Origin of the sequence: Rhizobium anhuiense (genome assembly GCF_003985145.1) — a bacterium.
GTDB lineage: Bacteria > Pseudomonadota > Alphaproteobacteria > Rhizobiales > Rhizobiaceae > Rhizobium > Rhizobium anhuiense.
The window spans coordinates 259254-284369 of record NZ_ML133527.1 but is presented as its reverse complement, the minus strand read 5'-3'; the positions used below and the strand labels follow the sequence as shown (position 1 = coordinate 284369).

Below are 25116 nucleotides of genomic sequence, written 5' to 3'. Positions count from 1 at the left end.
AGAGGATATCTCATGCACAAGGTCATCTATGACACCGACCCTGGCGTTGACGACGCCATGGCGCTTCTTTTCCTGCACCGTCATGCCGAGATCGACCTTCTCGGCATTACCACGGTCTTCGGCAACGCTTCAGTCGAGACGACGACACGCAATGCGCTCTTCCTCAAGCGCGAATGGAATATTGCGGCACCGGTTGCCAAGGGCGCCAGCGTCACCATCGATTCCTCGCGTGCGGAGCGGCCGTGGCCGGCCATGGTGCATGGCGACAACGGTCTCGGCGATATCGACGTGCCGGAAACGATCGACCTGCCGCTCGATGCGCGCCCGGCGCATCGCTTCATCATCGACACGGTGCGCGCCAACCCGGGTGAGGTCCGCCTCGTCGCCGTCGGCCGGATGACCAACCTGGCGCTGGCGCTGAAGGAAGACCCCGAGATTGCGACGCTGGTCAAGGACGTCGTTATCATGGGCGGCAATTTCTATGTGCCGGGCAATGTCTCGCCGGTCGCCGAGGCCAATATTCACGGTGATCCCGAGGCTGCCGACATCGTCATGACCGCGCCGTGGAAAGTGGCCGTCATCGGCCTCGACGTCACCGCGATCACCACGATGAGCCGCAGCTATCTCGGCGAGATGGCGGCGAGGGGTGATAAGGCTCTCAAGCAGCTCGACGCGCTCTCGCAGTCCTATATCGATTTTTATAAGCACGCGGTCGAAGACGGCATGATGGTGCATGACAGCTGCGCCGGCGTCTATGTCGTGGCGCCCGAGCTGTTCTCGTCGATATCGGGTGCTGTGCGCGTCGTCTGTGGCGGCATCGCCGATGGCCAGACGATCGTCAAGCGGGACGGCCGGCATTTTCCGCCTAATGGAGACTGGGACGGACTGCCGAGCCAGATCGTCTGCACCGGCATCGAATCGGAGAAGGTCATCGACCTCATCCGCAACACGCTGCTTGCCGCCTGACGGCCGGGAAGGCCGGCTGCGCCGCGGCTGGCCTTCGTGATGATATTATAATCTATTCATATTGTTGGGCGGGTTTGTTGTGAAATCGAATCCGCCTCTTCACGAAGTGAGTCGTAGCAATCTCAGCAACTTCCAGTGAGGTGACGGGCGCGGCGTTGACCTTGCCCTTTGCGGGGCCTAGATCAACAGGATGATCGATGCCGCATTCTCCCATCTTCCGGCGCTGGAGCCGGGCAGCGTCTGGCTCGTCGGCGCCGGTCCCGGCGATCCCGGGCTTTTGACGCTGCTTGCCGCCAAGGGGCTTTTCGAGGCCGACGTCATCGTGCACGACGCGCTGGTGAACGAGGAATGCCTGGCACTGGCGCGGCCGGAAACGCTGGTGGAATATGCCGGCAAACGCGGCGGCAAGCCTTCCGCGAAACAGCGCGACATTTCGCTGCGGCTGGTGGATCTGGCGCGCGCCGGCAAGCGCGTGCTGCGGCTGAAGGGCGGCGATCCTTTCGTCTTCGGCCGCGGCGGCGAGGAGGCGTTGACGCTGGTCGAGCACAATATTCCCTTCCGCATCGTGCCCGGCGTCACCGCCGGTATCGGCGGGCTTGCCTATGCCGGCATTCCGGTGACACATCGCGATATCAACCATGCCGTGACCTTCCTCACCGGCCATGATTCCTCCGGTATCGTGCCTGACAGGATCGACTGGGAGGCGATCGGCCGGGGCTCGCCCGTCATCGTCATGTATATGGCGATGAAGCATATAGCCGAGATCAGCGCCAATCTCCTCGCCGCCGGCCGGCTGCCGTCGGAACCCGTCGCCTTCGTCTGTAATGCCGCCACCGGCCGGCAGCAGGTGCTGGAAACGACGCTCGGAGAGGCGACCGAGGCCGTTGCCGCCTCCGGGCTGGAGCCGCCGGCGGTGGTCGTCGTTGGCGAGGTGGTGCGGCTCAGAGCCTCGCTCGATTGGCTCGGCGCGCTCGGCGGACGGCGCCTGCAACCCGATCCGTTCCGCCGGTCCGGCAAGGTGCAGGCATGAGCGGCCTCCTGATCGCAGCCCCTTCCTCCGGCGCCGGCAAGACGACGGTGACGCTCGGGCTGCTCAGAGCGCTTCGCCGCCGCGGCATCGCGGTCGCGCCGGGCAAGGCAGGTCCTGACTATATCGACCCCGCCTTCCATGCGGCGGCAAGCGGCACGCTCTGCCTGAATTTCGATCCCTGGGCGATGCGCCCTGAACTGATCTCGGCCAATGCGGCCCTGCATCGCTCCGGCGACCGCATCCTCGTCATCGAGGCAATGATGGGGCTTTTCGACGGAGCGGCCGACGGAAAGGGCACGGCGGCCGATCTTGCCGCCCAGCTCGGTCTTTCGGTGGTGCTCGTCGTCGATGCCTCGCGCATGTCGCAGTCGGTGGCGCCGCTGGTCGCCGGTTTTGCCGGTTTCCGCGCCGATGTCCGCGTTGCCGGCGTCATCCTCAACAAGGTCGGCAGCGAACGGCACGAGGCGATGCTGCGCCAGGCGCTTGACGCTATCCGCATGCCCGTCATCGCCGTGATCGGCAGCGACAAGGCGCTTTCGCTGCCGGAGCGCCATCTCGGCCTCGTCCAGGCCGGCGAACATGCGAGCCTCGAAGATTTCATCGATCACGCGGCGGATGCGGTCTCCGAGGAATGCAATTTTGAATTCCTGCTGCGCATCGCCAGGCAGGGGCTCAACCGGCCGTCGGCCGCCAATATCGAGCGGCTGATGCCGCTGGGCGCCCGTATCGCGGTGGCACGCGATGTCGCCTTTGCCTTTTCTTATGAGCACATGCTGCTCGGCTGGCGGCGCCGGGGTGCTGCGATCTCCTTCTTCTCGCCGCTTGCCGACGAGGCGCCGGCTGGCGATGCCGATGCGATTTATCTGCCGGGCGGTTATCCCGAGCTGCATGCCGGGCGGCTGGCCGCGGCGCAGAATTTTCGCGCCGGCATGCTCGATGCGGCGGCACGAGACATCAGGATCTACGGCGAGTGCGGCGGCTACATGGTGCTCGGCGACGGGCTGATTGACGCGGAAGGGCGCCGCCACGAAATGCTCGGCCTGCTGCCCGTCGTCACCAGCTATGCCAAGCGGCAACGCCATCTCGGCTATCGCCGCGTCATGCCGCTCGACGGCGCCTTTTTCGCGCGGACGATGACGGCGCATGAATTCCACTATTCCACCGTCGTCTCCGAGGGCGAGGGGAATCGGCTGTTTGCAACGCAGGATGCCCTCGGAACCGATCTGGGTGCTGCCGGCCTCCGGCGCGACCAGGTGGCGGGCTCCTACATGCATCTGATCGATCTGGCCGGAGCTGCCGCATGAGCGCACCGATCGCCCATGGCGGCGGCATCACCGCCGTTGCCGCCACCTTCGGCGGCAGGCCGGAAGACTGGCTCGATCTTTCCACCGGCATCAATCCATGCCCTGTCGCCTTGCCCGACATTCCGGCAAGGGCCTGGCATCGGCTGCCGGACCGGCATCTCGTCGATGAGGCAAGGTGCGCGGCGCGCGATCATTATGGCAGCGGCGAGATCCTGCCGCTGCCGGTGCCCGGCACGCAATCGGTGATCCAGTTGCTGCCGCGCCTCATCGCGGCGGGTAAGCCGGTTGGCGCCTTGGACGACACGGTTGCCGTGGTATCGCCGACCTATGGGGAATATGCGCGCGCCTTCGCTTCGGCCGGCTTTGCCGTCGACGCGGTCGATAATGTTGCCGCAATCGGGATCGAGCATCGGCTCGCGGTTGTGGTCAATCCGAACAATCCGGATGGGCGCATATGGTCGACGGAAACGCTGGTCGCACTGCACGACAGGATGAAAGCGGCAAATGGGCTGCTCGTCGTCGATGAGGCTTTCGGGGATACCGATCCGGCGCTGAGCCTGGCGGCTCGCGTGCAAGAACTTTCCAACCTCATCATCTTCCGCTCTTTTGGCAAGTTCTTCGGACTTGCCGGCCTGCGGCTCGGCTTTGCGATTGCGCGTAGCGATATTCTCGCGCGCTTCGAGGATTGGCTCGGCCCCTGGGCGGTTTCCGGCCCGGCGCTTTCGATTGCAGCGTCGCTGCTGCGCTCGGATGTTACTTCGATCCGTAGCCGTATCGATGAACGTTGCGCCGGTCTGCATGCGGCGCTGATGGGAGCGGGATTACGGACGGCGGGGGGAACGGCGCTGTTTACCCTTGTCGCCGATGCGAGAGCCGGCGACATTTACACGCATCTCTGCCGCCATCATATTCTCGTCCGCAAGTTCGATTATGCGCCGGAGTGGCTGCGTTTCGGGCTGACGCCCGATGGGGCGGCGGACAGGCGGCTTATCGAAGCCCTTCAGAGATTTGAGCGATGACGATCGACGAAAACCTTCTCGTGCTGCTTCTGGCGCTGCTGCTCGACCGGATCCTCGGCGATCCGCAATGGCTGTGGTCGCGGGTGCCGCATCCCGTCGCCATCTTCGGCGCGGTGATTTCCTATGCCGACCAGCAGCTCAACCCATCAAGCCTGACAGGCTCGCAACGCCGGATGAACGGCGTCGCCGCCATCCTGGCGCTGCTTCTTCTGGCAGTGGCCGCAGGCTTGGTGTTCGACCGGTTCTTCGCGCTGTTCGGCCTTGCCGGCATCCTGCTGGAGACCGGGCTGGTGGCGATCTTCCTGGCGCAGAAGAGCCTTGCCGATCACGTCGCGGCCGTCGCTATTGCGCTGCGCGACGAAGGGCTTGCCGGTGGGCGGGCCGCCGTTTCCCGCATCGTCGGGCGCGATCCCGAGACTTTGGACGAGCCGGCCGTCTGCCGCGCGGCGATCGAAAGCCTTGCCGAGAATTTCTCCGATGGCGTGGTGGCGCCGGCGCTCTGGTATGCCGTCTTCGGCCTGCCGGGACTGCTTGCCTACAAGATGCTGAACACCGCGGATTCGATGATCGGCCACAGGTCGGAAAAATACATCGATTTCGGCTGGGCGGCCGCCCGGCTCGACGATGTCGCCAACTGGCCGGCCGCCCGCCTCTCGATCCTGCTGATCGCCGCCGGCGCCTGGATCAGGCGCGGCACCAGTGCCAGCCGAGAAGCGGTTCGGGTGGCGATGCGCGATGGCGGCCTCCACCGCTCGCCGAATTCCGGCCGGCCGGAAGCGGCAATGGCAGGTGCGCTCAATGTCCAACTCGCCGGCCCTCGGGTCTATGGCGGCGTCATCGTGGCCGAGCCGATGATCAACAATCCCGGGCGCGATATGGCCACTGCGGCCGATATCGAGGACGGCGTTTCGGTGTTCTATGCCAGCTGCATGGTGCTTACGGGCATCATCTTCGGGCTGTTCTTGTGTTTTCTCTAGGGTACATCACGCCCGGTGGACATGGCCGCCGCAAAGGTTTATTCGAACCGCCTCATATCTTATCAGACCGGAAGCAGAGCGATGACAGTTCAGGTTGAGTTACCGTGCCCGAAGTGCAAGAGCACGAAGATGAAGTTCGAACGTCCCGAGATCCGGGAGACCGACATCATCACCTGTGCGGCCTGCGGGCATAATCTCGGCACAATGGCCTCGATCCGCGAGAAGATGAACAAGGCCTACCAACAGCTCAAGCAGCCTTCGGCGGCGCGCAAGCTCCAGTGAAGCAGAGGCCGGTGTCTTACTCCGGTAACTCCCGCCTTGGCTCGTTAGAGTTGTGATTACCATTCGGATTAAAGCAATATAATAAGTATTGCCGTAGTCTCTCTTCCGTGAGGGCGCAATGAAGCTGCGCGGGCCGAAGAGGGGTTATCATGAAGACGATTTTGGCGGCTGCGGCCGCAAGTTTATTGCTGCAGTTTTCTCCGGTTGCCGCTCAGGCCGCAACGCTGGTCGCCAATATCAGCATCGGCAAGCAGACGATGACCGTTACCGAGAACGGCTTCGTCAAATATCGCTGGAAGGTTTCGACCGCGCGCAACGGCTATGTCACGCCGACCGGTTCGTGGAGCGCCAAATGGCTGTCGCGCGATCACCGCTCCAGGAAATACGACAATGCGCCGATGCCCTTCGCCGTGTTTTTCAACGGCGGTTACGCCGTTCACGCCACCTTCGACCTGAAGCGGCTGGGCCGGCCGGCCTCGCATGGTTGCGTTCGCTTACATCCGGACAATGCTGCCCAGTTCTTCTCGCTGGCACGACAGGCCGGCCTTGCCAATACCCGTGTCATAATCACGCGCTGATCCCGGACCGGAAAGCCGAATGCGGCATTTGATCCCTTTTTTACGCGCTGGTCATGCTCTGCAGCTCATCCATATCGGGGACGACGATATGTCGAAAGTTCTCGATGTGAATGACGCCCCGCTTGCGCAGCTTGGTCATCTGGCGGCTGACGGTTTCGATCGTCATCCCGAGGAAATCGGCGATCTCGGCGCGCGATAGCGGCAGATCGAAGGCGGTGCTCGTGGCGGTCTGCGGTTCGGCATGTGTGGCGATAAGGTAAAGCAGGCTTGCGACTTTCTCGCCTGCGGTGCGCCGGCCGAGCGTCAGCATCCACTCGCGCGCGGCATCGAGCTCCTTCAGCGCCTGATCGTGCAAGCTGCGCTGCAGCTCTGGTGTCTCGGATATCATGCGGTCGAGCAGGTTACGGGGAAAGACGCAGATTTCGGCGTCGGTCGCAGCCTCAGCCGATAGCGTGCTTTCACGCACGAAAGGTCTGCCGACAAAATCGGGGGCGAATTGCAGCCCGACGATCTGCTGGCGCCCGTCCTGCATCACCTTGCAGAGCTTCACCACCCCGCGCATGATGTTCGAATAGAAAGAGCTTTCCGCCCCTTGGGCGATGATTTCGCAGCCGGCCTCGATCTTGCGGCGCAGAGAGTGGCGGTTGAGCTCTCTCAATTGACCACTCGACAGGGCGCCGCAGACGACGCCGTGCCGTGCCTGGCAGGAAGCGCAAGCGACAGGAGTGCTGGTCTCGAAAAGCTCACTGCGTGCAACATCCATGTCCTGATCCCTTTTGAAATCTTCGTATGGCCGGCAGGATTGGCGCGTCCGGCATGGCCCATGCCCGCGCATGCCCCCAGCGCGCCTTGAGGATTATCAATTTCGCCGGGATCGCTGTTTGATTTAGATCAAAGCATCCCCGCCCGCCGGTTTTGCCGGAAGTTGCGTTTGCCGCGATGCGAGGGCCGTTCGCGGGTTTGATTCGGACGGCTTTTTCGCCTTCCGGCTGGGCGGGCTTTCGGGTGCGGCATCGCCGCGCGCCTCGGCGCCCGTCCCGGGGACGGCAAAGACCGGCATTCCATTGCTGTTTAGGCAACACCCAACCGGCAAATTGCCGCAACGCCGGGACGAAAGCATTGGCTTTTGAAATGGATTTGCCTATGAGGAGGTTTAAATCGTCATTTCATGAGGTACAGCGCGTGACCGCTACATTCGATAAAGTTGCCGACATTATTGCAGAAACCAGCGAGATCGACCGCGCGACGATCACGCCGGAGAGCCATACGATCGACGACCTCGGTATCGACAGCCTCGATTTCCTCGACATCGTCTTTGCGATCGACAAGGAATTCGGCATCAAGATTCCGCTCGAAAAGTGGACGCAGGAAGTCAACGAAGGCAAGGTTTCCACCGAAGAATATTTCGTGCTGAAGAACCTCTGCGCCAAGATCGACGAGCTCAAAGCAGCCAAGGCCTGAGCGACATAAAAGTCTTTTTTGAACGCCCTGCCGCCGTGAATATGGCGGCCGGGCGGTTTCGTTCCTAACTAGTGCATGTCGCCCAAAAGCGTGCAGCGGTTTTGGGGCGACGACGTGCACAAAACAAAGACCTAAAGTGCGACCAGCTTCTATGCGACGCGCTTCAGGCGTCACCGGCGGGCGGATCTGGCCTGTCGGGCCGGAGGATCCGAATGCTGCTGGAATATTTCCAGATGATTGACCGCGTCGAAGCGGTGGACCTGAAGAAGGGCACGCTTAAGGCGCGATCCGTCGTGCCGGCCAAGAGCCCCGTTTTCGAAGGCCATTTTCCCGGAATGCCGCTGGTCCCCGGCGTGCTTCTGATCGAGACCATGGCGCAGGCCTCCGGCATGCTGGTGCTTGCCGTCACCGATTTTGCCGCCATGCCTTTCCTGATGACTGTCGACGGCGCCAAGATGCGCACCTTCGTCGAGCCGGAAGCGGTGCTCGACATCGAGGCGGTTCTGGAGCATGACGGTTCGGGTTTTGCGGTCACCAAGGCTAAAATCACCAGCGCCGGCAAGAAGGTCTGCGATGCGCAGCTGAAGCTTCGCACCATGCCGTTTTCCGAGGTGCCGCTCGGCGATATCGTGAAGAAACGTGCCGGCGAGATCGGGCTTCTCGAAGCGATCGCGGCGCAGGGAGTGATTGGATGAGCAAGGCTGCAAACGACGTCGTCATCACAGGCATCGGCATCGTCACCTGTCAGGGCGTCGGCAAGGATGCGCATATCGCGCTGCTTTCGGCCGGCACTACCCCGAAGGCGATCGTCGAGACCGAGAAGTTCAAGCCCTATCCGGTGCATCCGCTGCCCGAGATCGACTGGTCGCAGCAGATCGCCAAGCGCGGCGACCAGCGCCAGATGGAGAACTGGCAGCGCATCGGCGTTTTCGCTGCCGGCCTTGCGCTCGACGATGCCGGCTTCAAGGATGATATCGAGGCCTGCGGCGCCATGGACATGATCGTGGCGGCCGGCGGCGGCGAGCGTGACATCAATGTCGATACGCTGATCGTCGACGAAGCGCTGAAGCGCAACGACCGTGAGCTGCTGCTCAACGAAAAGCTGACGACGGAGCTCCGGCCGACGCTGTTCCTTGCCCAGCTTTCCAACCTGCTCGCCGGCAATATCTCGATCGTGCACAAGGTCACCGGCTCCTCGCGCACCTTCATGGGCGAGGAAGCGGCCGGCATATCAGCCGTCGAGACCGCCTTCTACCGCATCAAGTCAGGCGAATCCTCGCATGCGCTGGTTGGCGGCGCCTTCGCGGCCGAACGGCCCGATATGATCCTGCTCACCGAAGCGATCGGCGCGCATGCGCGCGGCGACTGGGTGCCGCTCTGGTCGCGGAGACCCAGCGACGGCGGCGGCATGATCACCGGTTCGGCCGGCGCCTTCCTGGTGCTCGAATCGCGCAAGCATGCCGAAGCCCGCGGTGCCCATATCTACGCCGTCATCGACGCGGTCGAGGGTGACCGCGGCAACCGCAATGCCGGCAATCTCGAGGTCCGGCTGGAGCGGCTCCTGGCACCGGCCGTCGGACTTGCCGCCGAGAGCACGGCGGTCTTTTCCGGCTCGACCGGTATGCACGATCTTGCCGCCCGTGAACGGGCGGTGCTCGAACATCATTTGCCCGACGTTGCGATCCGCGGCTTCGGCGGCGTCACCGGCCATACGATCGAGACGCAGTTCACGCTGGGGCTGGCGCTTGCAGCCCTTGCCGTCGATGGCAAGGCCAAGGTTCCGCCCTTCGATGCCGCTCATGAGGCGCCGATGCGGGCAGGCGCCACCGCCGCCGTCGTAACCACGGTCGGACATCAGCGCGGCGAAGGTGTTGCCGTTCTTTCCGCAGATGCGTGAGGAGTAAGGACATGACAGCTTCCGCTTACAGGGATCATCTCGGCCGTCCGATCGTGGCGGTGACCGGCATGGGCATCATCACCTCGCTTGGTCAGGGCCTCAGCGACAACTGGGCAGCGCTCTCGTCTGGCACGTCGGGTATCCACGAGATCAACCGTTTCCCGACCGAGGGCCTGTCGACGCGGATCGCCGGCACTGTCGATTTCATTGGCATCCCGGTGCCGAATGCCGTTGAGCGCTCCTATGCCTTTGCCCGCGAAACGACGATCGAGGCGCTTGCTAATGCCGGCCTTTCCGGCGATTTCAACGGCCCGCTGTTCCTCGCCGCCCCGCCGATCGAGCCGGAATGGAGCGCGCGTTTCGAGCTTGCCGACCGTTCACCGGCCTCCGACCATCCGGGCGATGCCTATGAGCGCTTCCTGACGGCGCTGCGCCAGCGCCCGGACCCGGCCTTCCACGAGGCGGCACTGTTCGGCGCGATTTCCGAACGCCTGGCAGACCGGTTCGGCACGCGCGGCCTTCCCGTGACGCTGTCGACCGCATGCGCTTCCGGCGTCACGGCCATCCAACTCGGCATCGAGGCGATCCGCCAGGGCCGCACGACCCGGGCGCTGACGGTTGCGACCGACGGATCGCTGAGCGCCGAAGCGCTGATCCGCTTCTCGCTGCTGTCTGCCCTTTCGACGCAGAACGATCCGCCGACCAAGGCCTCCAAGCCATTCAGCAAGGATCGCGACGGCTTCGTCATCGCCGAAGGTGCCGCGACGCTGGTGCTGGAATCGCTGGAAGCGGCGGTCGCCCGCGGCGCCAAGGTGCTCGGCATCATGAAGGGCGCCGGCGACAAGGCCGACAGCTTTCATCGCACCCGGTCGTCGCCGGATGGCGGCCCGGCAATCGCGACGATTCGCGCGGCGCTTGCCGATGCCGGCATCGACGAGAGCGGCATCGGCTACATCAATGCCCACGGCACCTCGACGCCGGAGAACGACAAGATGGAATATGGGGCGATGTCGGCCGTCTTCGGCGAGCGGCTCGTCGGCATCCCGGTCTCGTCGAACAAGTCGATGATCGGCCATACGCTGACGGCAGCGGGTGCCGTCGAGGCGGTGTTCTCGTTGCAGACGATGCTGACCGGGACGCTGCCGCCGACGATCAACTACACCAACCCCGATCCGTCGATCGTTCTCGATGTCGTGCCGAACAAGAAGCGGGAAGCCCAGGTTTCAGCCGTGCTTTCCAACTCCTTCGGCTTCGGCGGGCAGAATGCCAGCCTTGTCATGGCGCTCGAACCGGCTTAAGCGGTTCCCGACAAATTTTTGAGAGAGATGACGCCTTCAGGCGAGGGATTTTGCCATGCGCGCTTTGCAACTGATCGACGACCGCAAGCTTGAGATCACCGATCTGCCGGAACCGGACGCACCTGGCGCCGGAGAGGTGACGTTGCGGGTCAAGGCGGTGGCGCTCAATCACATCGACGTCTGGGGCTGGCGCGGCATGGCCTTCGCCAAGCGCAAGATGCCGCTGGTCATCGGCGCGGAAGCTTCGGGCGTCGTGGAATCGATCGGGCCGGGCGTCGCCAACGTGCTGCCGGGCCAGCTCGTCTCGATCTACGGCGCGCGCACCTGCGGTCTCTGCCGCCCCTGCCGCGAGGGCCGCGACAATCTCTGCGAACATGTCTCAGGCGTGCACGGCTTCCATCTCGACGGCTTTGCGCAGGAGAAGGTCAACCTGCCGGCGCGCCTGCTGGTGCCGGCTCCTCCCGGTGTCGATGCGATCGGTGCAGCACTTGCGCCCGTCACCTTCGGCACGGTCGAGCACATGCTGTTCGACAATGCCAAGCTCGAGCCGGGCGAGACGATTCTCGTCCATGCCGGCGGTTCCGGCATCGGCACGGCGGCGATCCAGCTTGCCAAGAAGATCGGCTGCACCGTCATCACCACAGTCGGTTCCGACGACAAGATCGAGAAGGCCAAGGCGCTTGGCGCCGATCACGTCATCAACTACCGCACCGACCGCTTCGAGGGCGTGGTGCGCAAGCTCACCAAGAAGAAGGGCGTCGACGTCGTCTTCGAACATGTCGGCAAGGACACCTGGGCGGGCTCGATGCTCTGCATGAAGCGCGGCGGGCGGCTCGTCACCTGCGGCTCGACCTCGGGTGTTTCCACAGAGATGAACCTGATGATGCTGTTCCAGCAGCAGCTGAAGCTTCTCGGCTCCTTCGGCTGCCGCATGGAGAACATGGCGGATGCGATGCAGAAGATGGGCCGCGGGCTCGTGCATCCGGTCATCGACACCGAAGTCAGCTTCAGCGATATCGACCGGGCGCTGGAGCGGATGGAATCGCGCCAGATCTTCGGCAAGATCATCCTGAAGATGGATTGACCGCGTGAAGCTCTTCATCACCCGGATCGTGCTGGCGCTCAGAAATTTCCAGCAATGGCTGGTGGCGCAGGTGATGTTCGGCTTCCTGAATTTCCTGAAGCTGTTTCCGGCCGATGGCGCGATCCGCTTCGCCGACAGGATGATGCGTCGCCTCGGCCGGCGCACTCGCCGCCACCGGCTGATGCTGACCAATCTGCGCAACGCCTTCCCCGAGAAGAGCGAGGCCGAGATCGAGGAGATCGCGCTCGACAGCTGGGGCAATATGGGCCGGCTGGCGGCCGAATACGTCTTCCTCGACCAACTGTTCGACTACGATCCCGAAAAGTCGGAGCCGGGCAGGGTAGAGGTGTCTGGCGTCCCGATCTTCCTCGACCTGCGCGACAATCCACGCCCCTTCATCGTCTTTACCGGCCATACCGCCAACTTTGAACTGCTGCCGGTAGCAGGGGCCGCCTTCGGGCTCACCGTGACCGTGCTTTTTCGGCCGCCGAACAATCCCTATGTCGCCAAGAAGGTGTTCGACTTCAGGAGCGCGCGCATGGGCAAGCTGGTGCCTTCGCATGCCGGTTCCTCCTTTGCGCTCGCCCGCCAGCTGGAAGCAGGCCAGGGGGTCGGCGTGCTCGTCGACCAGAAATTCCGTAAGGGGCTGAAAGGCACCTTCTTCGGGCGCGAGGTCAAGACCAATCCGCTGCTGCCGAAGCTGGTGCGCCAGTTCGACTGCGAGGTCTATCCGGCGCGCTGCATCCGGCTGCCGGGAAATCGCTACCGGCTGGAGATCGAGCCGCGGCTGGACATGCCGCGCGACGCCAAGGGCAATCTCGACCTGCCGGCAGCCGCCCAGCTGCTCAACGACAAGGTGGAAAGCTGGGTACGGGAATACCCGGAACAGTGGCTCTGGTATCACGACCGCTGGCAGATCAAGCAGACGCTCGCGCCTTAAGACAGATTGATTTTAGGTGGGCCGGTCTAAAAAACGCTTACACTTTCGGCATCGTGCTGCAAAAAGGTCCACCCTCAATTATCAGCGGTGAAAAGCGGCAGGTGCCCTCGGATTGAAACTGAGGGCACTTCATGTTACCCGTCACCACCAAGACGCGAATAAAGTCTACTGCAGGGCGCATTTTGGGGAGATGCAGCCTTAGCCGGTTTCGGACTCGTTCTTGGGACAATGGGAGTTGGAGCGTCTTGCTGGAGCTTTTTCGGGCCTTTTCCTTGCGTTGCGTTCAAATCGAGGAAGCCATTCGTCTCGGCGACGATCAGCGCGTTACGGCGCTCGACCGCCATGTCGAGCCGCTGGTCGAAGCGATTCTCGCCCACAAGGCGATGAACCTGCTCGAAGTCTACATGCAACTGCAGTTTGTGACCCATCTGATCGGCCAGGACGCCGACGATAGCGCCAGCGTCACCGAGCACACGACGGTGCTTTCCTACCTGCTCGACCGTTATTTCGGGGCGCATGGGCCGGACTGGCGCACGCCTTCGCCGCGGGATGTGCGCATCGAACCGCCGGCGGCCTATGTGCCGGATACAGACAACGGCCAGTTCCTCAATGCCGCGATCTTGGAAAGCCTGCCGGACCGCGTGGCCGTGCTGACGAGAGACTATCGCTACCTCTATTCCAATCCGGCCAACAGCGCCCATCTCGATAGAAAGCCGATGGAACTCATTGGCCGCCACCTTTCCGAATTCATCGGTGAGGAGCGGTTTGCCGAATGCGCCAAGCACAAGCTCGACGCCTGTTTTGCCGGGGACCAGATCGACTATACCTATGAGCGCCCGGCCGGCAGTGTCGGATCGCGGCAGGTGCGCTGTCGCATGTCGCCGCTGCGCGATGCGGGCGGTACTGTCATCGGTGCGCTGATCGTCATGGAAGATCACGATCGGCGGCGGCAGGCTGCCTGACCCCGGCCGGCTGATTCAGGCGCGCCCTGACCAATCAAGTTACCGTCAGGCAGTCGCCCAGACGGCGAGTTCGTAACCGTCGCGGTCGAGGAAGTGGAAGCGGCGGCCGCCGGGAAAATCGGTGATCGGCCGGCAGATCGTGCCGCCGGCTCTTTCCACTGAGGTCAGCACTTCTTCCAGGTCCTTGGCATAGACGACAACAAGCGGGCCGCCGGGCCGCACGGGGCCGAAATCGGTGAAGCCGCCCTTCAGCCGGCCATCGTCGAATTCGCAGTAGTTCGGGCCGTAGTCGGTGAAACGCCAGCCGAAGGCCGAGCCGTAAAAGGCTTTGGCGGCGGCGATGTCGGCGACGTTGAATTCGACATAATCGATACGGCGGTCGTGGTTTTCTGCTTTATCGGCCATCTATCTCTCCATCAGGGCTTTCAGCATGGCGAGATCCTTCTCGACATGGGCGGCATCGGCGGAAAACTGCGCGTCGGTCATGCCGGGCAGGCGCAGCATCGTGAACATGACCTCGCAGCCATCGCCGTTCGGCACGATGCGCAGGGCATTATAGACCCTGAGACCGGATTCGATCGTCACCGTATGGTCGATCACGCCGAATTCATTGGCGGGAACGAAGCTCACCTTGACCGTGCCGAGAGGACCGTGGGCGATCCAGTCGGCGCCGTCGGGCTCGAAACCGGTCGCAAGGCCGGAGGCCCAGAGCGGCATGTTCTCCGGCTTGCCGGCAAAATCGTAGACGTCGCGCCAGTCGCGCTCGATCGACAGGTGGATGATTTTCGCGGGCATTGTCGACATGGCTTGCAGGTCCTTGGCATTTGGTTTCGTCAGAATAACAAACCAGCCGGCAGCGTCTTGAACAAAACGGTCAGTCAGCTCTTTTGCGCATGCTGAACTGGTCGAGAATGACGGCAGGCGTCAGAGTCGAAAGCTCGCCGACCTCGCGCGTCATGTGGGGCTGGTCGGCAAAGCCCGCTTCGAACGCCAGGCGGGCAAGCGGCATCGTGCCCGACCTGCGGCAGAGGTCGAGGAAACGCTGGAACCGGCGGATCCGTTCCAGTGTCTTTGCGCCATAGCCGAAATGATGGTGGCAGCGACGGCGCAGCTGCCTTTCGCTCATGCCGAGCCGGTCGAGCAGGCCGGATGCCGGGCGAGCGCTGTCGGCGGCGGCGAAGATCACGGCGGCGTCCCGGGCGGGTTCTTCCTCATGGCGTGCGGCTTCTTCGAGCAGGCGGCTGAAGAGCGCCATAGCGGCCGAGGGATTGGGACAATCCCCAAGCCGCGCCTCGAATTCGGCCGTGTCCTCCCGGCCAATGTCACTCAGGGGCACCGAGCAGCCGACCAGGGCCGAGAGCGGTGTCCTCAGCCAGGGTGCCGCGGCGCCCGGTGCAAAACGTGCGCCGATGACGGTTGCGCCCGGCCGGATGATGGGAAAGGCTGCCGTCCTGTCGGGGCCGGCGACGATCAGCCGGCCGTCGATCCAGAGAAGGTCGCAATAGCCGTCCGGCACGATTGCCACCATTGCCGGCGGTCCGTCATGGAGCGTATGCGACCAGAGGCGGCTGAAATGGCGCCGCAGCGCCGGCGGCGAGGCATGTTCGCGGTAGCGGCCGGCGCGGGCCGCCAGGAGAGCCGTATCTTTTCGTCTTCCTGATGCCAATGCGATATCTCCCGAGGCAATGATGATAACATGAGATAGGGCATTACGGGCAGGCCGCGCGAAAACTCGTCGCTTGCCGATCGGCCGGCCGCCGTCTGGGGTTGTCGGACAAGTCAGCAGTGCAAGCTTCATTTCATTGGCTTTTGCGAACCGATTAGACCCTTGCGAGACTTGCCGTTTGGCTGAGACAGTGCCACAACACCGGTCCAAATGACACATCGGAGGTTTGTCGTGGAAAAGGCAGAAATCGGACTGATCGGCCTTGCGGTCATGGGCTCCAACCTGGCGCTCAACATCGCGGAGAAAGGCAATAAAATCGCGGTCTTCAACCGCACGCCGGAGAAAACCGACGAATTCTACGAGAGCGCCGGCGATCTGAAGAAGCAGATCATTCCCTGCAAGACCATCGAAGAATTCGTCGAGGCGATCCGGCCGCCGCGCCCGATCATCATCATGATCAAGGCGGGTGATGCCGTCGACCAGCAGATGGAAGCGCTGCGCCCGCATCTTTCCAAGGGCGACATCATGATCGATGCCGGCAACGCCAATTTCCGCGACACCGTCGCCCGCTTCGACCGCCTCAAGGATACCGATCTGACCTTCATCGGCATGGGTGTATCCGGCGGTGAAGAAGGTGCGCGTCACGGCCCGTCGATCATGGTCGGCGGCACCGAGGAATCCTGGAAGCGCGTCGAAAAGGTGCTGACCTCGATTGCCGCCCGCTACAATGACGAGCCCTGCGTCGCCTGGCTCGGCAATGACGGCGCGGGCCATTTCGTCAAGACCATCCATAACGGCATCGAATATGCCGACATGCAGATGATCGCCGAAATCTACGGCATCCTGCGCGACGGCCTCGGCAAGAGTGCCTCCGACATCTCCGGCATCTTCGGCGAATGGAACAAGGGCCGGCTGAACTCCTACCTGATCGAGATCTCCGAAAAGGTGCTTGCCGCCAACGACCCCGTCTCCGGCGGGCCGATGGTCGACATGATCCTCGACAAGGCCGGCCAGAAGGGCACCGGCAAGTGGTCGGCGATCGAGGCGCAGAACATGGGCATTCCGGCAACGGCGATCGAAGCCGCGGTCGCCGCCCGCAGTCTCTCCTCGATGAAATCGCAGCGCGAAGCCGCCGAAAAGATCTTCGGCACGCAGGCCGTATCCTTCCCGATCGCCTACGGCCCCGAGCTCAACAAGGATCTGGAACTGGCGCTGTTTGCCGCCAAGATCGGCGCCTATGCGCAGGGCTTCGCGGTGATGGCGGAAGCCTCGCGCGAGTTCAACTGGTCGCTGCCGATGCCGACGATCGCCCGTATTTGGCGCGCCGGCTGCATCATCCGCTCGCAGTTCCTCGACGAGATCACCTCGGCCTTCACCAAGGCGCCTGATGCCGCCAACCTCATCGTAACGCCCGCCTTCTCGGACATGGTCAAGGAATCGATCCCGGCGCTTCGCCGCGTCGTTGCGGCTGCGATTTCCGCCGGCCTGCCGGTGCCGGCGCTAACCTCGGCGCTCACCTATTTCGATGCTTACCGTCAGGGCAGGGGAACGGCGAACCTCATCCAGGCCCAGCGCGACTTCTTCGGCGCCCACGGCTTCGACCGCCTCGATGGCAAGGATTTCCACCACGGCCCATGGGGCAGTGGTGCGGCAACCTTCTAAGGTCTGCCGAGTAGAGATCGAGAAGAAGCCCGGCCGTCGCGCCGGGCTTTTTCGTGAGGTGTGTCGCGCTGCTCCATTTTGCAGGATGCCAAATGGCGGACTTTCGGAAAGTGTAGGATTTAATCGTGCTCTGTGGGATAAGGGTGCAAAAGCTTTCCAAAGCGAGGAACGGTTCGGAGCGAGATTCGGGATGGCCTGAGGATCGTCGGCTTCGAACGAAGCCTGAGCATTGCTTTCACCGTTGAGGGTGAAACCGTCTATATCCTCAGGATCATGTCCGGTGGGCAGGAGCTGCGCCTTTACGAAGAATGATGCCATCGATGTCGCCGAGTGGTGCTTAATCGATGCCAACCTTGAATAGCGCTGGGGGAGTTGACAGTGTTCTCAATCCTCTTCCTGGAACACTGCCTCGCGCTTCGCCTTGATGCTCGGTAGGAAAACGACGACGAGAACGGCTAATGCGAGCAACAGCAGGATGGCGCTGATCGGCCTGGTGACGAAGGTCGTCGGATCGCCGCGCGACAAGATCATCGCCCGTCGCAGGTTTTCCTCCAGCAACGGCCCGAGCACGAATCCGAGCAGAAGCGGCGCCGGCTCGCAACGCAGCTTGACCAGCGCGTAACCGGCAAGGCCGAAGAAGGCGACCGCGTAGAGATCGTAGACATTGGAGTTGACGCTGTAGACCCCAATTGCGCAGAAGGCCATGATGATCGGGAAGAGCACATAGTAGGGGATGGTGAGTAGTTTCACCCAGAGCCCGATCAGGGGCAGGTTGAGCACCACCAGCATTAAGTTGCCGATCCACATTGAGGCGATGATGCCCCAGAACAGTGCCGGCTGCTCCACGGCGACGTTCGGACCGGGAACGATGCCCTGAATGATCATTGCGCCGACCATCAACGCCATCACAGGATTGGCCGGGATACCCAGCGTCAAAAGCGGGATGAACGAGGTCTGCGCGCCAGCATTGTTGGCCGATTCCGGACCGGCGACGCCGGCAATCGCACCGTGGCCGAATTCTTCTGGCGTTTTCGACAAGCGCTTCTCGACGGTATAGGAGGCGAAAGCCGCCAGGATTGCGCCGCCGCCCGGCAGGATGCCGAGCGCCGAGCCGATGCCGGTGCCGCGAATGACCGGCCACATCATCTCCTTGAAGTCCTGTCGTGTAGGCAACAGGCCGCTGACCTTTGCCATCAGCACCGTGCGGGTCTTCTCGCCCTCGAGATTGCGCAAGATTTCCGCCACGCCGAAGACACCGACGGCGACAGCGACGAAGTTCAGCCCGTCGGCATATTCGCGGATGCCGAGTGTGAAGCGCGGCGTGCCGGTATAGATGTCGGTGCCGACGAGGCCGAGCAGCAGCCCGAGCGCCACCATCGCCAGCGCCTTGACGATCGAGCCGTGCGCCAGCGCGATCGAGGAGACGAGGCCGACGATCATCAGCGAGAAATATTCCGCCGCGCCGAACTGGAGGGCAATCGCGGTCAGCGGCGGTGCGAAGATTGCGACGAGGAAGGTCGAGACCGTGCCGGCAAAGAACGAACCCAGGGCTGCGATCGCGAGCGCTACGCCGGCCCGGCCTTTGCGCGCCATCTGGTAGCCGTCGATTGCGGTCACCGCAGACGAGGATTCGCCCGGCATGTTGATGAGGATCGCCGTCGTCGAACCGCCGTACTGCGCGCCGTAATAGATGCCGGCGAGCATGATCAGCGAGGAGACCGGCTCGAGCTGGAAGGTGATCGGCAAGAGCATGGCGATCGTCGCCGTGGCGCCGATGCCGGGCAGCACGCCGATCAACGTGCCGAGCAGCACGCCGATCAGGCAGAAGAGCAGATTTTCCGGAGTGCCGGCTGTCGCAAAACCGAGCGCGAGATTGCTGAAAAGATCCATCATCGCCTCCTAGAACCGGACCCAGGGGCCGAAGCGCTCGAACGGCAGGCCGAGCCCATAGCTGAACACGGCGACGGAGAAGACGGTGATGCCGAACGACAGAGCCACCGCCATGGGCGGGCGCATCTTCTGCGAGGCAAAGGAGGCGATCAACGCGGCGAAGAATAACGCCACAACGAAACCGAGCCCACGAACGGTGAGACCGAAGAAGATCGGCGCCGGCAGGATGAACAGCAGGCCTCGCCAGGCAATCGGCCCGATCGGCTCACCCTCGACCCGTGCCGACTGGATCACGATAATGGTCCCCAGGAGCGTCAGGATGATCGCCAGGACCAACGGAAAATAGCCCGGACCCATGCGGAACGCCGTGCCGAGGTCAAGATTGAAGGACTGATAGGCGAAGAATACCCCGAGCGCGACGAAGATCGCTCCGCAGGTGGCGTTCGTGGAATCGAAGGAAACGGATTTCATGATAGCTCCGAAAATTGAAGGCGGTGCGATCAATATTCTCCGCTTCCCTGATAATAGGAACGGGATACATTCGATCGCCGCCGATACTTGTTATCGCGGGCCGTTCCGAAAGCTTCCCCCCTCAGAGAAGGGAGAAGGATGCAAAATGGAAGGCGAATGGAGCATCCGGCGTCCTGGTCGAATCTCAACTCGGAAAGGTGAGGCCCTCGGCGGACGTCAAACCAGTTTGGCCGGATGGCCGGTTCATCCCTGTTCTAAGGCATTGGAAAATAGGCCGAACATCGGTGTCGCTGTGTTGCCGCCTATTGCCGCACGATGCCCGAATCCTCGATGACTTTTGACCACTTCTCGATATCCGCTTTTAGACGATCTCCGATCTCCTGTGGCGTGCTGGAACGGGCTTCGACGCCGAGCTCGGCAAACCGCTTCTTCACGTCGGGATCGGCAAGCACCTCGACGAGCGTTGCGTTGAGCTTGTCCACTACGGCCTGCGGCGTGCCAGCGGGCGCGAAAATGCCGTTCCAGGACGTGACGTCGAACCCCTTCACACCTTCTTCCTCGGCCGTCGCCACATCCGGCAGGAGGATCGAGCGGGTAGGGCCAGAGGATGCAATCGCAACCGCCTGGTTTTGCTGGAGGGCAGCCTTCAGCGCGGTCTGGCTGTCGATGATCATGTCGAGTTCCCCACCGAGCAGGGCAACCTGAAGATCCGGCGTACCCTTATAGGGGACGATGGTAAAATCGACTCCGGCGGTCGACTTGAAGAGTTCGGCCGCAAGGTTCTGGCTGCTCCCCACATTGATCGTCCCGACGTTGAGCGCGGCTGGATTGGCGCGGGCAGCTTCGAGAATATCCTTGAGGGATTTGAATTTACTATCTGCCTTGGTGACGAATACAAAGTCGAAGTAAGCCAGGCTGGATACCGGCACGAAATCGGCGACGGGGTCGAACTGCAGGTTCTTGAACAGCGGGACACTGATTGCGGTGCCGTTTGAAAGCAATGCCAGCGTATATCCGTCGGGTTCACCATTCAGCGCAACCCGAGCGGCGACTGATCCGCCGGCACCTGGCTGGTTCATGATAACGATCTGTTTCCCGAGCTTTTTGCCAAGCGAATCGCCGACGATGCGCGCGGTAATGTCGGCAATTCCGCCGGGACCGAAGGGAATGACGAGACTGATCTCGCGGGTCGGATAGTCGTCCTCCTGCGCCGCGGCGGCCCCTGTCATCGCAAGTGTCAGAAGGCACGCGGGGATCAGTGATTTCATCAATGTTGGCATCCGCCGCGATAGCATATTCCGTTGGTGTTGTATGTTCATAGTCTCCTCCTCTTGATTGATGTCAGTCATGCAAGGCGAGCACGCACAGCCAAGGCATGAATGCCCAGTGCGTCTGGATTGATGTTTTCCTCGTGTTCGAGATGCTTCGCCCAGCGATCCACGATGTCCGGCTATCGCCAGTAGAGCCGCATCGGATTGTCCACGAGCAGCTTTTGCCGAAGCTCTTCGGTCGGCGCGATGCGTGGAATGATGTCCACCAGTGCTCCGTCGTCAGGCATATGGTTCGTCATGTTGGGGTGCGGCCAGTCGGTGCCCCACAGAACGCGATCGGGGAAGCGCTCGACCAGTGTGCGCGCGAAGGGGATGACATCGTCGTAGTTCGGCGGACCCGATCGCGATAGCCGTTCCGGGCAACTCACCTTGCTGACCACATTCTCGTGCTCGGTCATGAGCCGGATAAACCTACCGAACTCCGGACCGTCGACCGGTTTCGCAACGTCGGGCCGGCCCATATGATCGACCACCACGGTTGTCGGCAGCGAGGTGAAGAAATCCCAACGCTCCTCCAGATCGGCCGCTTCGAAGTAGATCACCACCTGCCAGCCGAGCGGCGCGATGCGCTCGATGATCGTGCGGTAATAGGCGTCGGGCTTGGGATCGACGAGGCGGCGCACGAAGTTGAAGCGGACGCCACGCACGCCGGCGTCATGCAGGTCCGTGAGTTCCTCGTCCGTCACCGTATCGCGCACTGTCGCGATGCCGCGGGCACGATCGCCGGCCGCCCGCAGCGCATCGACCAGTGCGCGGTTGTCAGCGCCGTGACAGGTCGCCTGGACGATGACATTGCGTTCGAAGCCGAGAAAGTCGCGCAGCGCGAACAATTGCTCCTTGCCGACATCGCACGGCGTGTATTTCCGCTCGGATGCATAGGGAAAGACATCACCGGGGCCGAAGACGTGGCAATGGGCGTCCACAGCGCCCGGAGGCGGTGCATAGGTCGGCTTGCTGGGCGCGGGATCGTAGCAGAGCCAGTCGGCATCCATCCGGAAATCGGCCATTACAGCCCCCTTGCGTTGAGCTGTGCATCGAGACGCGGATAGACGCGGCGGGCGTTGAGCTCGAAGACTTTTCGCTTGTCTTCGTCCGGAATCTGCAGCGCATCGACATAGCGCTTGGTGTCGTCGAAATAGTGGCCGGTCTGCGGATCGATCCCGCGCACGGCACCGACCATTTCCGAACCGAACAGGATATTCTCCACGTCGATCACCTCAAACAACAGGTCGATGCCGGGCTGGTGGTAGACGCAGGTATCGAAATAGACGTTCTTCATCACATGCTCGCTGAGGGGAGGGCGTTTCAGCATGTCGGAGAGGCCGCGATAACGACCCCAGTGATAGGGGACTGCACCGCCGCCATGCGGGATGATGAAACGCAGTGTCGGAAAGTCGCGGAACAGGTCGCCCTCGATGAATTGCATGAAGGCGATGGTGTCGGCGGCAATGTAGTAGGCACCGGTCGCGTGCATCGCGCAATTGCAACTGCCCGAAACGTGGATCATCGCCGGAACATCGAGTTCCACCATCTTCTCGAAGAAGGGGTACCAGGCCCGGTCCGTCAGCGGCGGCGAATCGAACTTGCCGCCGGAGGGATCGGGATTGAGATTGCAGCCGATGAAGCCGAGCTCGCTCACGCAGCGCTCCAGTTCGTCGATGGCGGTGGCAATCGAGATGCCCGGCGTTTGTGGTAGCTGGCAGACGCCGGCAAAGCTCTCTGGATAAAGATCGACCACGCGTTTGATCAAGTCATTCGAGCGGCGCGCCCAGACCTTCGCCACCGCCTCGCCGCCGATATGCGGCGCCATGGCCGAGGCGCGAGGCGAGAAGATGGTCATATCGGCGCCGCGCTCACGCAGCAGGCGCAACTGGTTCGCCTCGATCGTCTCACGGATCTCGTCGTCGGAAATGTCCGGATAGGCAGGATCGATATCGCCTCCCGATTTGATGGCAGCCTCCTGGCGCGCTCGCCATTCGCCATGGGGCGCGGGAGCGGTGGTATAATGGCTGTGGCAGTCGATAATCATGGCTTCGAGGTTCCTGTGGCAGCAAGGATGGCGTCGGCCTTGGCGGTGAAGCCATCCGGCAGAGGGGAAAGATGAAGGGCGCCGAGCCGTTGCTGCCAGTCCGCGGTGGCGCTCGCCATCGTTCCCGCCAGGCCTAAATCGGCAGCTGTAACGGCGGACTCGCGCATTTCGGCAGCGCGGCGAAGTCCGTGCACAAGCATGCGGTCGAGATTGTAGTCGGCGCGGGTACGCCAGGGCCAGCCGGGGAAGCTGGCATCGAGTGACGCGAGAACCTCCTCTTCGACGCCTGCTGCGCGTGCCGACAGCAGGCACTCGGCGGTCAAAGCCTCGATCCCCTTGATCATGATGGAGCGGATCATCTTGATTGCGCTCGCTACGCCGACCCCGCCATCGATAACCCGCCCCTTAAAGCCGAGCGCTGCGAGCAACCTCTCGCCCTCTTCGGCAAACGGACCGGATAGCAGCAAGGGGACGGCGAGCAATGCCGGGCGGACAGGTGCCATGACCGCGACATCCACATAGCGTCCACCGGCCGTCGAAATTACATCTGCTGCAGCCTGCTTGGTGGCCGGTGCGACGCTGTTGCAATCAAAGAAGAACGTGCCGGGCGAAATCCACCTTGCCACGTCCCTTGCGGCAGCAAGCGCCTGATCGGCGGTCACAACGCTGATGACTGCATCCGCTCCGTCAACGGCGGCGCTGGTGGCTTCGCAACCCACCACACCGAAGCGGCGGTAATCGTCGCGCTTGGCACCAGCGGAAGACACGTCATCCGTCTTGATGTCGTAAGCGCGCAAGCCAAAAGATGGTGTGTCGCCCCAACCTTCGCAGAAGGCCTGTGCGGCCTCGCCGAAACCGATGAATGCGACTGTCTGGTGTTTGTTCATGCCCCCGTTCTAATGGACAATAGGCCGATCAGGCATATCGGAACGGTTGACGCTCCATTGCTTTTCCTGAAGTCCAGTCCGCACACACGGCGCGGAAAGTGTCCATGAAAGCCGTCTGAAGCTGCGTCGGGCGCCAGTCATCGCGTGTCGTAAGGCCGATTTGGCGACGCAATGACGGCCCTGTGCCAGCGATCTCGTGGAGCAGCCCAGCCCGTCGCTCGAACAGGAACTGGTCGCGCGACATCAGCGTCAGCCAGTCGTCCTCCAGCATCAGTCCGCGGACCACCAGAACAGAACCGCATTCGATCCGCAGCCGGGGCGGCTCCAGCCCCTGATCCGTGAACATTTCTTCCCACCTATGGCGCACCGGGGCGCCCGTCGTGGCAATGACCCACGGAAAATCCAATAGCCGTGAGAAGGGAAATCCCGGCTCCGTCAGCAGGGGATGGCCCGCACGACCGACGATCACCGGGTCATCGATGAACAAGGGCTCCTGAGCGATATCCTTTACCGGCGGTGGGTCGCGCATTGCCCCGATTAGGAGATCCATCTCGCCTTCACGCAGTCTCGCCAGCAATTCCGTATAGGGGCCTTCGATGACGTTGACCGATGCCACCGGATAGGTGCGGGCAAATCGGGCCAATGTCTGTGGCAGCAGGATTGCACGCGCCAGTGGCATGGTGCCGACGGTGACACGTCCGGCGCCTTCTGACCGAAGTGCATCCAGTTCGTCGAAGCCGGAATTCAGCTCCGATTGTGCCAAGTGCGCGAAACGCAGCAACAGAACGGCCGCCGGGGTCGGCTGAACGGTACGTCCCTGGCGGGTGAGAAGCGGCACGCCCAGCAACTGCTCCAGATCGCGGCTCGCCCGGTGCAAAGCGGGTTCCGAGAGGCCTGTTCGTTTGGAGGCAAGTGCAAAACTGCCCGCCTTGTCGACCGCGATCAGCGCCCGCAACTGTCCAAAGGTGATGCGCCGTTCGATATGGGGTAGCGGCGGCAAGCGGGCGCCACGTCGCACGCTTTGCCCGCCGCGCGCCACGTAGGCAAGCGCGCGTTCAATGCGGGCTGTTATCAATCGCCCCGCCTCGGTGGCAATCACACCGCTTGGTTGGCGGTCGAACAGCAGATGGCCAAGTTGGGCCTCCACTTTGGCGACGGCCTGGGTTAGCGCCGGTTGCGACAGGTTCATAACCTGGGACGCGCTGCTGATGCTTCCCAGTCGTCCGGCAACGGCAACGGCTTCGAGGTGCCGCAGGTTGAGTTCTCTGTGCATAATCATGGCCACACTTCAGCATAGCTTATGGGGCGTGCGCAAATCCAGTTTGCTTTGCCGGCCAAAATTCCCCTTCCATAGATGCAATAGAATATGGATTGAGGATCAA

Annotated in this window: 26 protein-coding genes; 15 read left to right on the top strand and 11 right to left on the bottom strand. The window is 62.5% G+C overall.

Annotation, left to right across the window (positions count from 1 at the left end):
• Positions 1–12 precede the first annotated feature (12 nt).
• The 7 genes from EEQ99_RS19805 (at position 13) to EEQ99_RS19775 (ending at position 6156) form a co-directional block, all read left to right on the top strand.
• Entirely contained in the window at positions 13–966 is a 954-nt protein-coding gene (locus EEQ99_RS19805) for a nucleoside hydrolase (RefSeq protein ID WP_028756566.1), read from the top strand.
• 190 nt (positions 967–1156) lie between these two features.
• The gene (cobA, locus tag EEQ99_RS19800; RefSeq protein WP_097542358.1) at positions 1157–1996 is read left to right on the top strand and encodes a uroporphyrinogen-III C-methyltransferase; all 840 of its coding nucleotides are present in this window, start codon (positions 1157–1159) and stop codon (positions 1994–1996) included.
• On the top strand, positions 1993–3300 hold the full coding sequence (locus tag EEQ99_RS19795) for a cobyrinic acid a,c-diamide synthase CobB (RefSeq protein ID WP_097542359.1): 1308 nt from the start codon (positions 1993–1995) through the stop codon (positions 3298–3300). Before cobA ends, EEQ99_RS19795 begins: the two co-directional genes overlap by 4 nt.
• Positions 3297–4319, top strand: coding sequence for a threonine-phosphate decarboxylase CobD (cobD, locus tag EEQ99_RS19790; protein ID WP_127430951.1), 1023 nt, complete (start codon positions 3297–3299; stop codon positions 4317–4319). Before EEQ99_RS19795 ends, cobD begins: the two co-directional genes overlap by 4 nt.
• A complete protein-coding gene (gene cbiB, locus EEQ99_RS19785) occupies positions 4316–5296 on the top strand; it encodes an adenosylcobinamide-phosphate synthase CbiB (protein WP_028756577.1) in 981 nt (326 codons plus the stop codon). The genes cobD and cbiB overlap by 4 nt, the downstream gene beginning before the upstream one ends.
• Before the next feature lie 81 nt (positions 5297–5377).
• A complete protein-coding gene (locus tag EEQ99_RS19780; RefSeq protein ID WP_028756576.1) occupies positions 5378–5578 on the top strand; it encodes an ECs_2282 family putative zinc-binding protein in 201 nt (66 codons plus the stop codon).
• A gap of 149 nt (positions 5579–5727) precedes the next feature.
• On the top strand, positions 5728–6156 hold the full coding sequence (locus tag EEQ99_RS19775; protein WP_028756575.1) for a L,D-transpeptidase: 429 nt from the start codon (positions 5728–5730) through the stop codon (positions 6154–6156).
• Between the two features lie 40 nt (positions 6157–6196).
• Here the strand turns inward: EEQ99_RS19775 and EEQ99_RS19770 are convergent, their stop codons facing one another.
• Complete coding sequence (locus EEQ99_RS19770; RefSeq protein ID WP_028756574.1) at positions 6197–6919, bottom strand: Crp/Fnr family transcriptional regulator; 723 nt, start codon at positions 6917–6919, stop codon at positions 6197–6199.
• A gap of 419 nt (positions 6920–7338) precedes the next feature.
• Between EEQ99_RS19770 and EEQ99_RS19765 the strand changes: the two genes are divergently transcribed.
• The 7 genes from EEQ99_RS19765 (at position 7339) to EEQ99_RS19735 (ending at position 13798) form a co-directional block, all read left to right on the top strand.
• Positions 7339–7617, top strand: coding sequence for an acyl carrier protein (locus EEQ99_RS19765; RefSeq protein WP_003540486.1), 279 nt, complete (start codon positions 7339–7341; stop codon positions 7615–7617).
• A gap of 212 nt (positions 7618–7829) precedes the next feature.
• Positions 7830–8312: a 3-hydroxyacyl-ACP dehydratase FabZ family protein gene (locus EEQ99_RS19760; RefSeq protein WP_003564235.1), complete on the top strand. Its 483-nt coding sequence runs from the start codon at positions 7830–7832 to the stop codon at positions 8310–8312.
• Entirely contained in the window at positions 8309–9514 is a 1206-nt protein-coding gene (locus EEQ99_RS19755; protein WP_028756573.1) for a beta-ketoacyl-ACP synthase, read from the top strand. The genes EEQ99_RS19760 and EEQ99_RS19755 overlap by 4 nt, the downstream gene beginning before the upstream one ends.
• Before the next feature lie 11 nt (positions 9515–9525).
• On the top strand, positions 9526–10812 hold the full coding sequence (locus EEQ99_RS19750) for a beta-ketoacyl-ACP synthase (RefSeq protein ID WP_028756572.1): 1287 nt from the start codon (positions 9526–9528) through the stop codon (positions 10810–10812).
• 55 nt (positions 10813–10867) lie between these two features.
• Complete coding sequence (locus tag EEQ99_RS19745) at positions 10868–11896, top strand: zinc-binding dehydrogenase (protein WP_063475072.1); 1029 nt, start codon at positions 10868–10870, stop codon at positions 11894–11896.
• A gap of 4 nt (positions 11897–11900) precedes the next feature.
• Positions 11901–12836, top strand: a complete 936-nt coding sequence (locus EEQ99_RS19740) for a lipid A biosynthesis lauroyl acyltransferase (RefSeq protein WP_097594284.1) — start codon at positions 11901–11903, stop codon at positions 12834–12836.
• Between the two features lie 245 nt (positions 12837–13081).
• Positions 13082–13798 (top strand): PAS domain-containing protein, encoded by a 717-nt coding sequence (locus EEQ99_RS19735; RefSeq protein WP_063475070.1) that lies wholly within the window; start codon positions 13082–13084, stop codon positions 13796–13798.
• A 45-nt stretch (positions 13799–13843) separates the two neighbouring features.
• On the opposite strand, the gene EEQ99_RS19730 is transcribed toward EEQ99_RS19735, so the two are convergent.
• From EEQ99_RS19730 to EEQ99_RS19720, 3 genes are all read right to left on the bottom strand, one after another.
• Positions 13844–14203 carry a VOC family protein gene (locus tag EEQ99_RS19730; protein ID WP_047610265.1) on the bottom strand — a complete coding sequence of 120 codons (360 nt, stop codon included), beginning with the start codon at positions 14201–14203 and terminating at the stop codon, positions 13844–13846.
• Positions 14204–14602 carry an SRPBCC family protein gene (locus EEQ99_RS19725; protein ID WP_047610263.1) on the bottom strand — a complete coding sequence of 133 codons (399 nt, stop codon included), beginning with the start codon at positions 14600–14602 and terminating at the stop codon, positions 14204–14206.
• A 70-nt stretch (positions 14603–14672) separates the two neighbouring features.
• A complete protein-coding gene (locus EEQ99_RS19720; RefSeq protein ID WP_047610261.1) occupies positions 14673–15464 on the bottom strand; it encodes a helix-turn-helix domain-containing protein in 792 nt (263 codons plus the stop codon).
• A 210-nt stretch (positions 15465–15674) separates the two neighbouring features.
• On the opposite strand from EEQ99_RS19720, the gene gndA reads away from it, so the two are divergent.
• On the top strand, positions 15675–17126 hold the full coding sequence (gene gndA, locus EEQ99_RS19715) for an NADP-dependent phosphogluconate dehydrogenase (RefSeq protein WP_174824475.1): 1452 nt from the start codon (positions 15675–15677) through the stop codon (positions 17124–17126).
• A gap of 384 nt (positions 17127–17510) precedes the next feature.
• Here gndA and EEQ99_RS19705 read toward each other — a convergent pair whose 3' ends face one another.
• From EEQ99_RS19705 to EEQ99_RS19675, 7 genes are all read right to left on the bottom strand, one after another.
• Positions 17511–19016: a tripartite tricarboxylate transporter permease gene (locus EEQ99_RS19705; RefSeq protein ID WP_063475068.1), complete on the bottom strand. Its 1506-nt coding sequence runs from the start codon at positions 19014–19016 to the stop codon at positions 17511–17513.
• A gap of 9 nt (positions 19017–19025) precedes the next feature.
• Positions 19026–19487 carry a tripartite tricarboxylate transporter TctB family protein gene (locus tag EEQ99_RS19700; RefSeq protein WP_063475067.1) on the bottom strand — a complete coding sequence of 154 codons (462 nt, stop codon included), beginning with the start codon at positions 19485–19487 and terminating at the stop codon, positions 19026–19028.
• 302 nt (positions 19488–19789) lie between these two features.
• Positions 19790–20782, bottom strand: coding sequence for a Bug family tripartite tricarboxylate transporter substrate binding protein (locus EEQ99_RS19695; RefSeq protein ID WP_373289111.1), 993 nt, complete (start codon positions 20780–20782; stop codon positions 19790–19792).
• A 155-nt stretch (positions 20783–20937) separates the two neighbouring features.
• Positions 20938–21825 (bottom strand): amidohydrolase family protein, encoded by an 888-nt coding sequence (locus tag EEQ99_RS19690; protein WP_127430950.1) that lies wholly within the window; start codon positions 21823–21825, stop codon positions 20938–20940.
• Positions 21825–22847: an amidohydrolase family protein gene (locus EEQ99_RS19685; protein ID WP_127430949.1), complete on the bottom strand. Its 1023-nt coding sequence runs from the start codon at positions 22845–22847 to the stop codon at positions 21825–21827. The genes EEQ99_RS19690 and EEQ99_RS19685 overlap by 1 nt, the downstream gene beginning before the upstream one ends.
• Positions 22844–23734, bottom strand: a complete 891-nt coding sequence (locus EEQ99_RS19680; RefSeq protein WP_063475064.1) for an NAD(P)-dependent oxidoreductase — start codon at positions 23732–23734, stop codon at positions 22844–22846. The genes EEQ99_RS19685 and EEQ99_RS19680 overlap by 4 nt, the downstream gene beginning before the upstream one ends.
• 28 nt (positions 23735–23762) lie before the next feature.
• Positions 23763–25007 (bottom strand): LysR family transcriptional regulator, encoded by a 1245-nt coding sequence (locus tag EEQ99_RS19675; protein WP_244604826.1) that lies wholly within the window; start codon positions 25005–25007, stop codon positions 23763–23765.
• Positions 25008–25116 lie beyond the last annotated feature (109 nt).

What these genes read in the sequence shown, in the direction of transcription:
- EEQ99_RS19805 (WP_028756566.1), top strand. Translation starts at nt 13, where the DNA reads ATGCACAAGGTCATCTATGACACCGACCCTGGCGTTGACGACGCCATG.
- cobA (WP_097542358.1), top strand. Translation starts at nt 1,157, where the DNA reads ATGATCGATGCCGCATTCTCCCATCTTCCGGCGCTGGAGCCGGGCAGC.
- EEQ99_RS19795 (WP_097542359.1), top strand. Translation starts at nt 1,993, where the DNA reads ATGAGCGGCCTCCTGATCGCAGCCCCTTCCTCCGGCGCCGGCAAGACG.
- cobD (WP_127430951.1), top strand. Translation starts at nt 3,297, where the DNA reads ATGAGCGCACCGATCGCCCATGGCGGCGGCATCACCGCCGTTGCCGCC.
- cbiB (WP_028756577.1), top strand. Translation starts at nt 4,316, where the DNA reads ATGACGATCGACGAAAACCTTCTCGTGCTGCTTCTGGCGCTGCTGCTC.
- EEQ99_RS19780 (WP_028756576.1), top strand. Translation starts at nt 5,378, where the DNA reads ATGACAGTTCAGGTTGAGTTACCGTGCCCGAAGTGCAAGAGCACGAAG.
- EEQ99_RS19775 (WP_028756575.1), top strand. Translation starts at nt 5,728, where the DNA reads ATGAAGACGATTTTGGCGGCTGCGGCCGCAAGTTTATTGCTGCAGTTT.
- EEQ99_RS19770 (WP_028756574.1), bottom strand. Translation starts at nt 6,919, where the DNA reads ATGGATGTTGCACGCAGTGAGCTTTTCGAGACCAGCACTCCTGTCGCT.
- EEQ99_RS19760 (WP_003564235.1), top strand. Translation starts at nt 7,830, where the DNA reads ATGCTGCTGGAATATTTCCAGATGATTGACCGCGTCGAAGCGGTGGAC.
- EEQ99_RS19755 (WP_028756573.1), top strand. Translation starts at nt 8,309, where the DNA reads ATGAGCAAGGCTGCAAACGACGTCGTCATCACAGGCATCGGCATCGTC.
- EEQ99_RS19750 (WP_028756572.1), top strand. Translation starts at nt 9,526, where the DNA reads ATGACAGCTTCCGCTTACAGGGATCATCTCGGCCGTCCGATCGTGGCG.
- EEQ99_RS19745 (WP_063475072.1), top strand. Translation starts at nt 10,868, where the DNA reads ATGCGCGCTTTGCAACTGATCGACGACCGCAAGCTTGAGATCACCGAT.
- EEQ99_RS19730 (WP_047610265.1), bottom strand. Translation starts at nt 14,203, where the DNA reads ATGGCCGATAAAGCAGAAAACCACGACCGCCGTATCGATTATGTCGAA.
- EEQ99_RS19725 (WP_047610263.1), bottom strand. Translation starts at nt 14,602, where the DNA reads ATGTCGACAATGCCCGCGAAAATCATCCACCTGTCGATCGAGCGCGAC.
- gndA (WP_174824475.1), top strand. Translation starts at nt 15,675, where the DNA reads ATGACACATCGGAGGTTTGTCGTGGAAAAGGCAGAAATCGGACTGATC.
- EEQ99_RS19705 (WP_063475068.1), bottom strand. Translation starts at nt 19,016, where the DNA reads ATGGATCTTTTCAGCAATCTCGCGCTCGGTTTTGCGACAGCCGGCACT.
- EEQ99_RS19700 (WP_063475067.1), bottom strand. Translation starts at nt 19,487, where the DNA reads ATGAAATCCGTTTCCTTCGATTCCACGAACGCCACCTGCGGAGCGATC.
- EEQ99_RS19695 (WP_373289111.1), bottom strand. Translation starts at nt 20,782, where the DNA reads ATGCTATCGCGGCGGATGCCAACATTGATGAAATCACTGATCCCCGCG.
- EEQ99_RS19690 (WP_127430950.1), bottom strand. Translation starts at nt 21,825, where the DNA reads ATGGCCGATTTCCGGATGGATGCCGACTGGCTCTGCTACGATCCCGCG.
- EEQ99_RS19685 (WP_127430949.1), bottom strand. Translation starts at nt 22,847, where the DNA reads ATGATTATCGACTGCCACAGCCATTATACCACCGCTCCCGCGCCCCAT.
- EEQ99_RS19680 (WP_063475064.1), bottom strand. Translation starts at nt 23,734, where the DNA reads ATGAACAAACACCAGACAGTCGCATTCATCGGTTTCGGCGAGGCCGCA.
- EEQ99_RS19675 (WP_244604826.1), bottom strand. Translation starts at nt 25,007, where the DNA reads ATGCACAGAGAACTCAACCTGCGGCACCTCGAAGCCGTTGCCGTTGCC.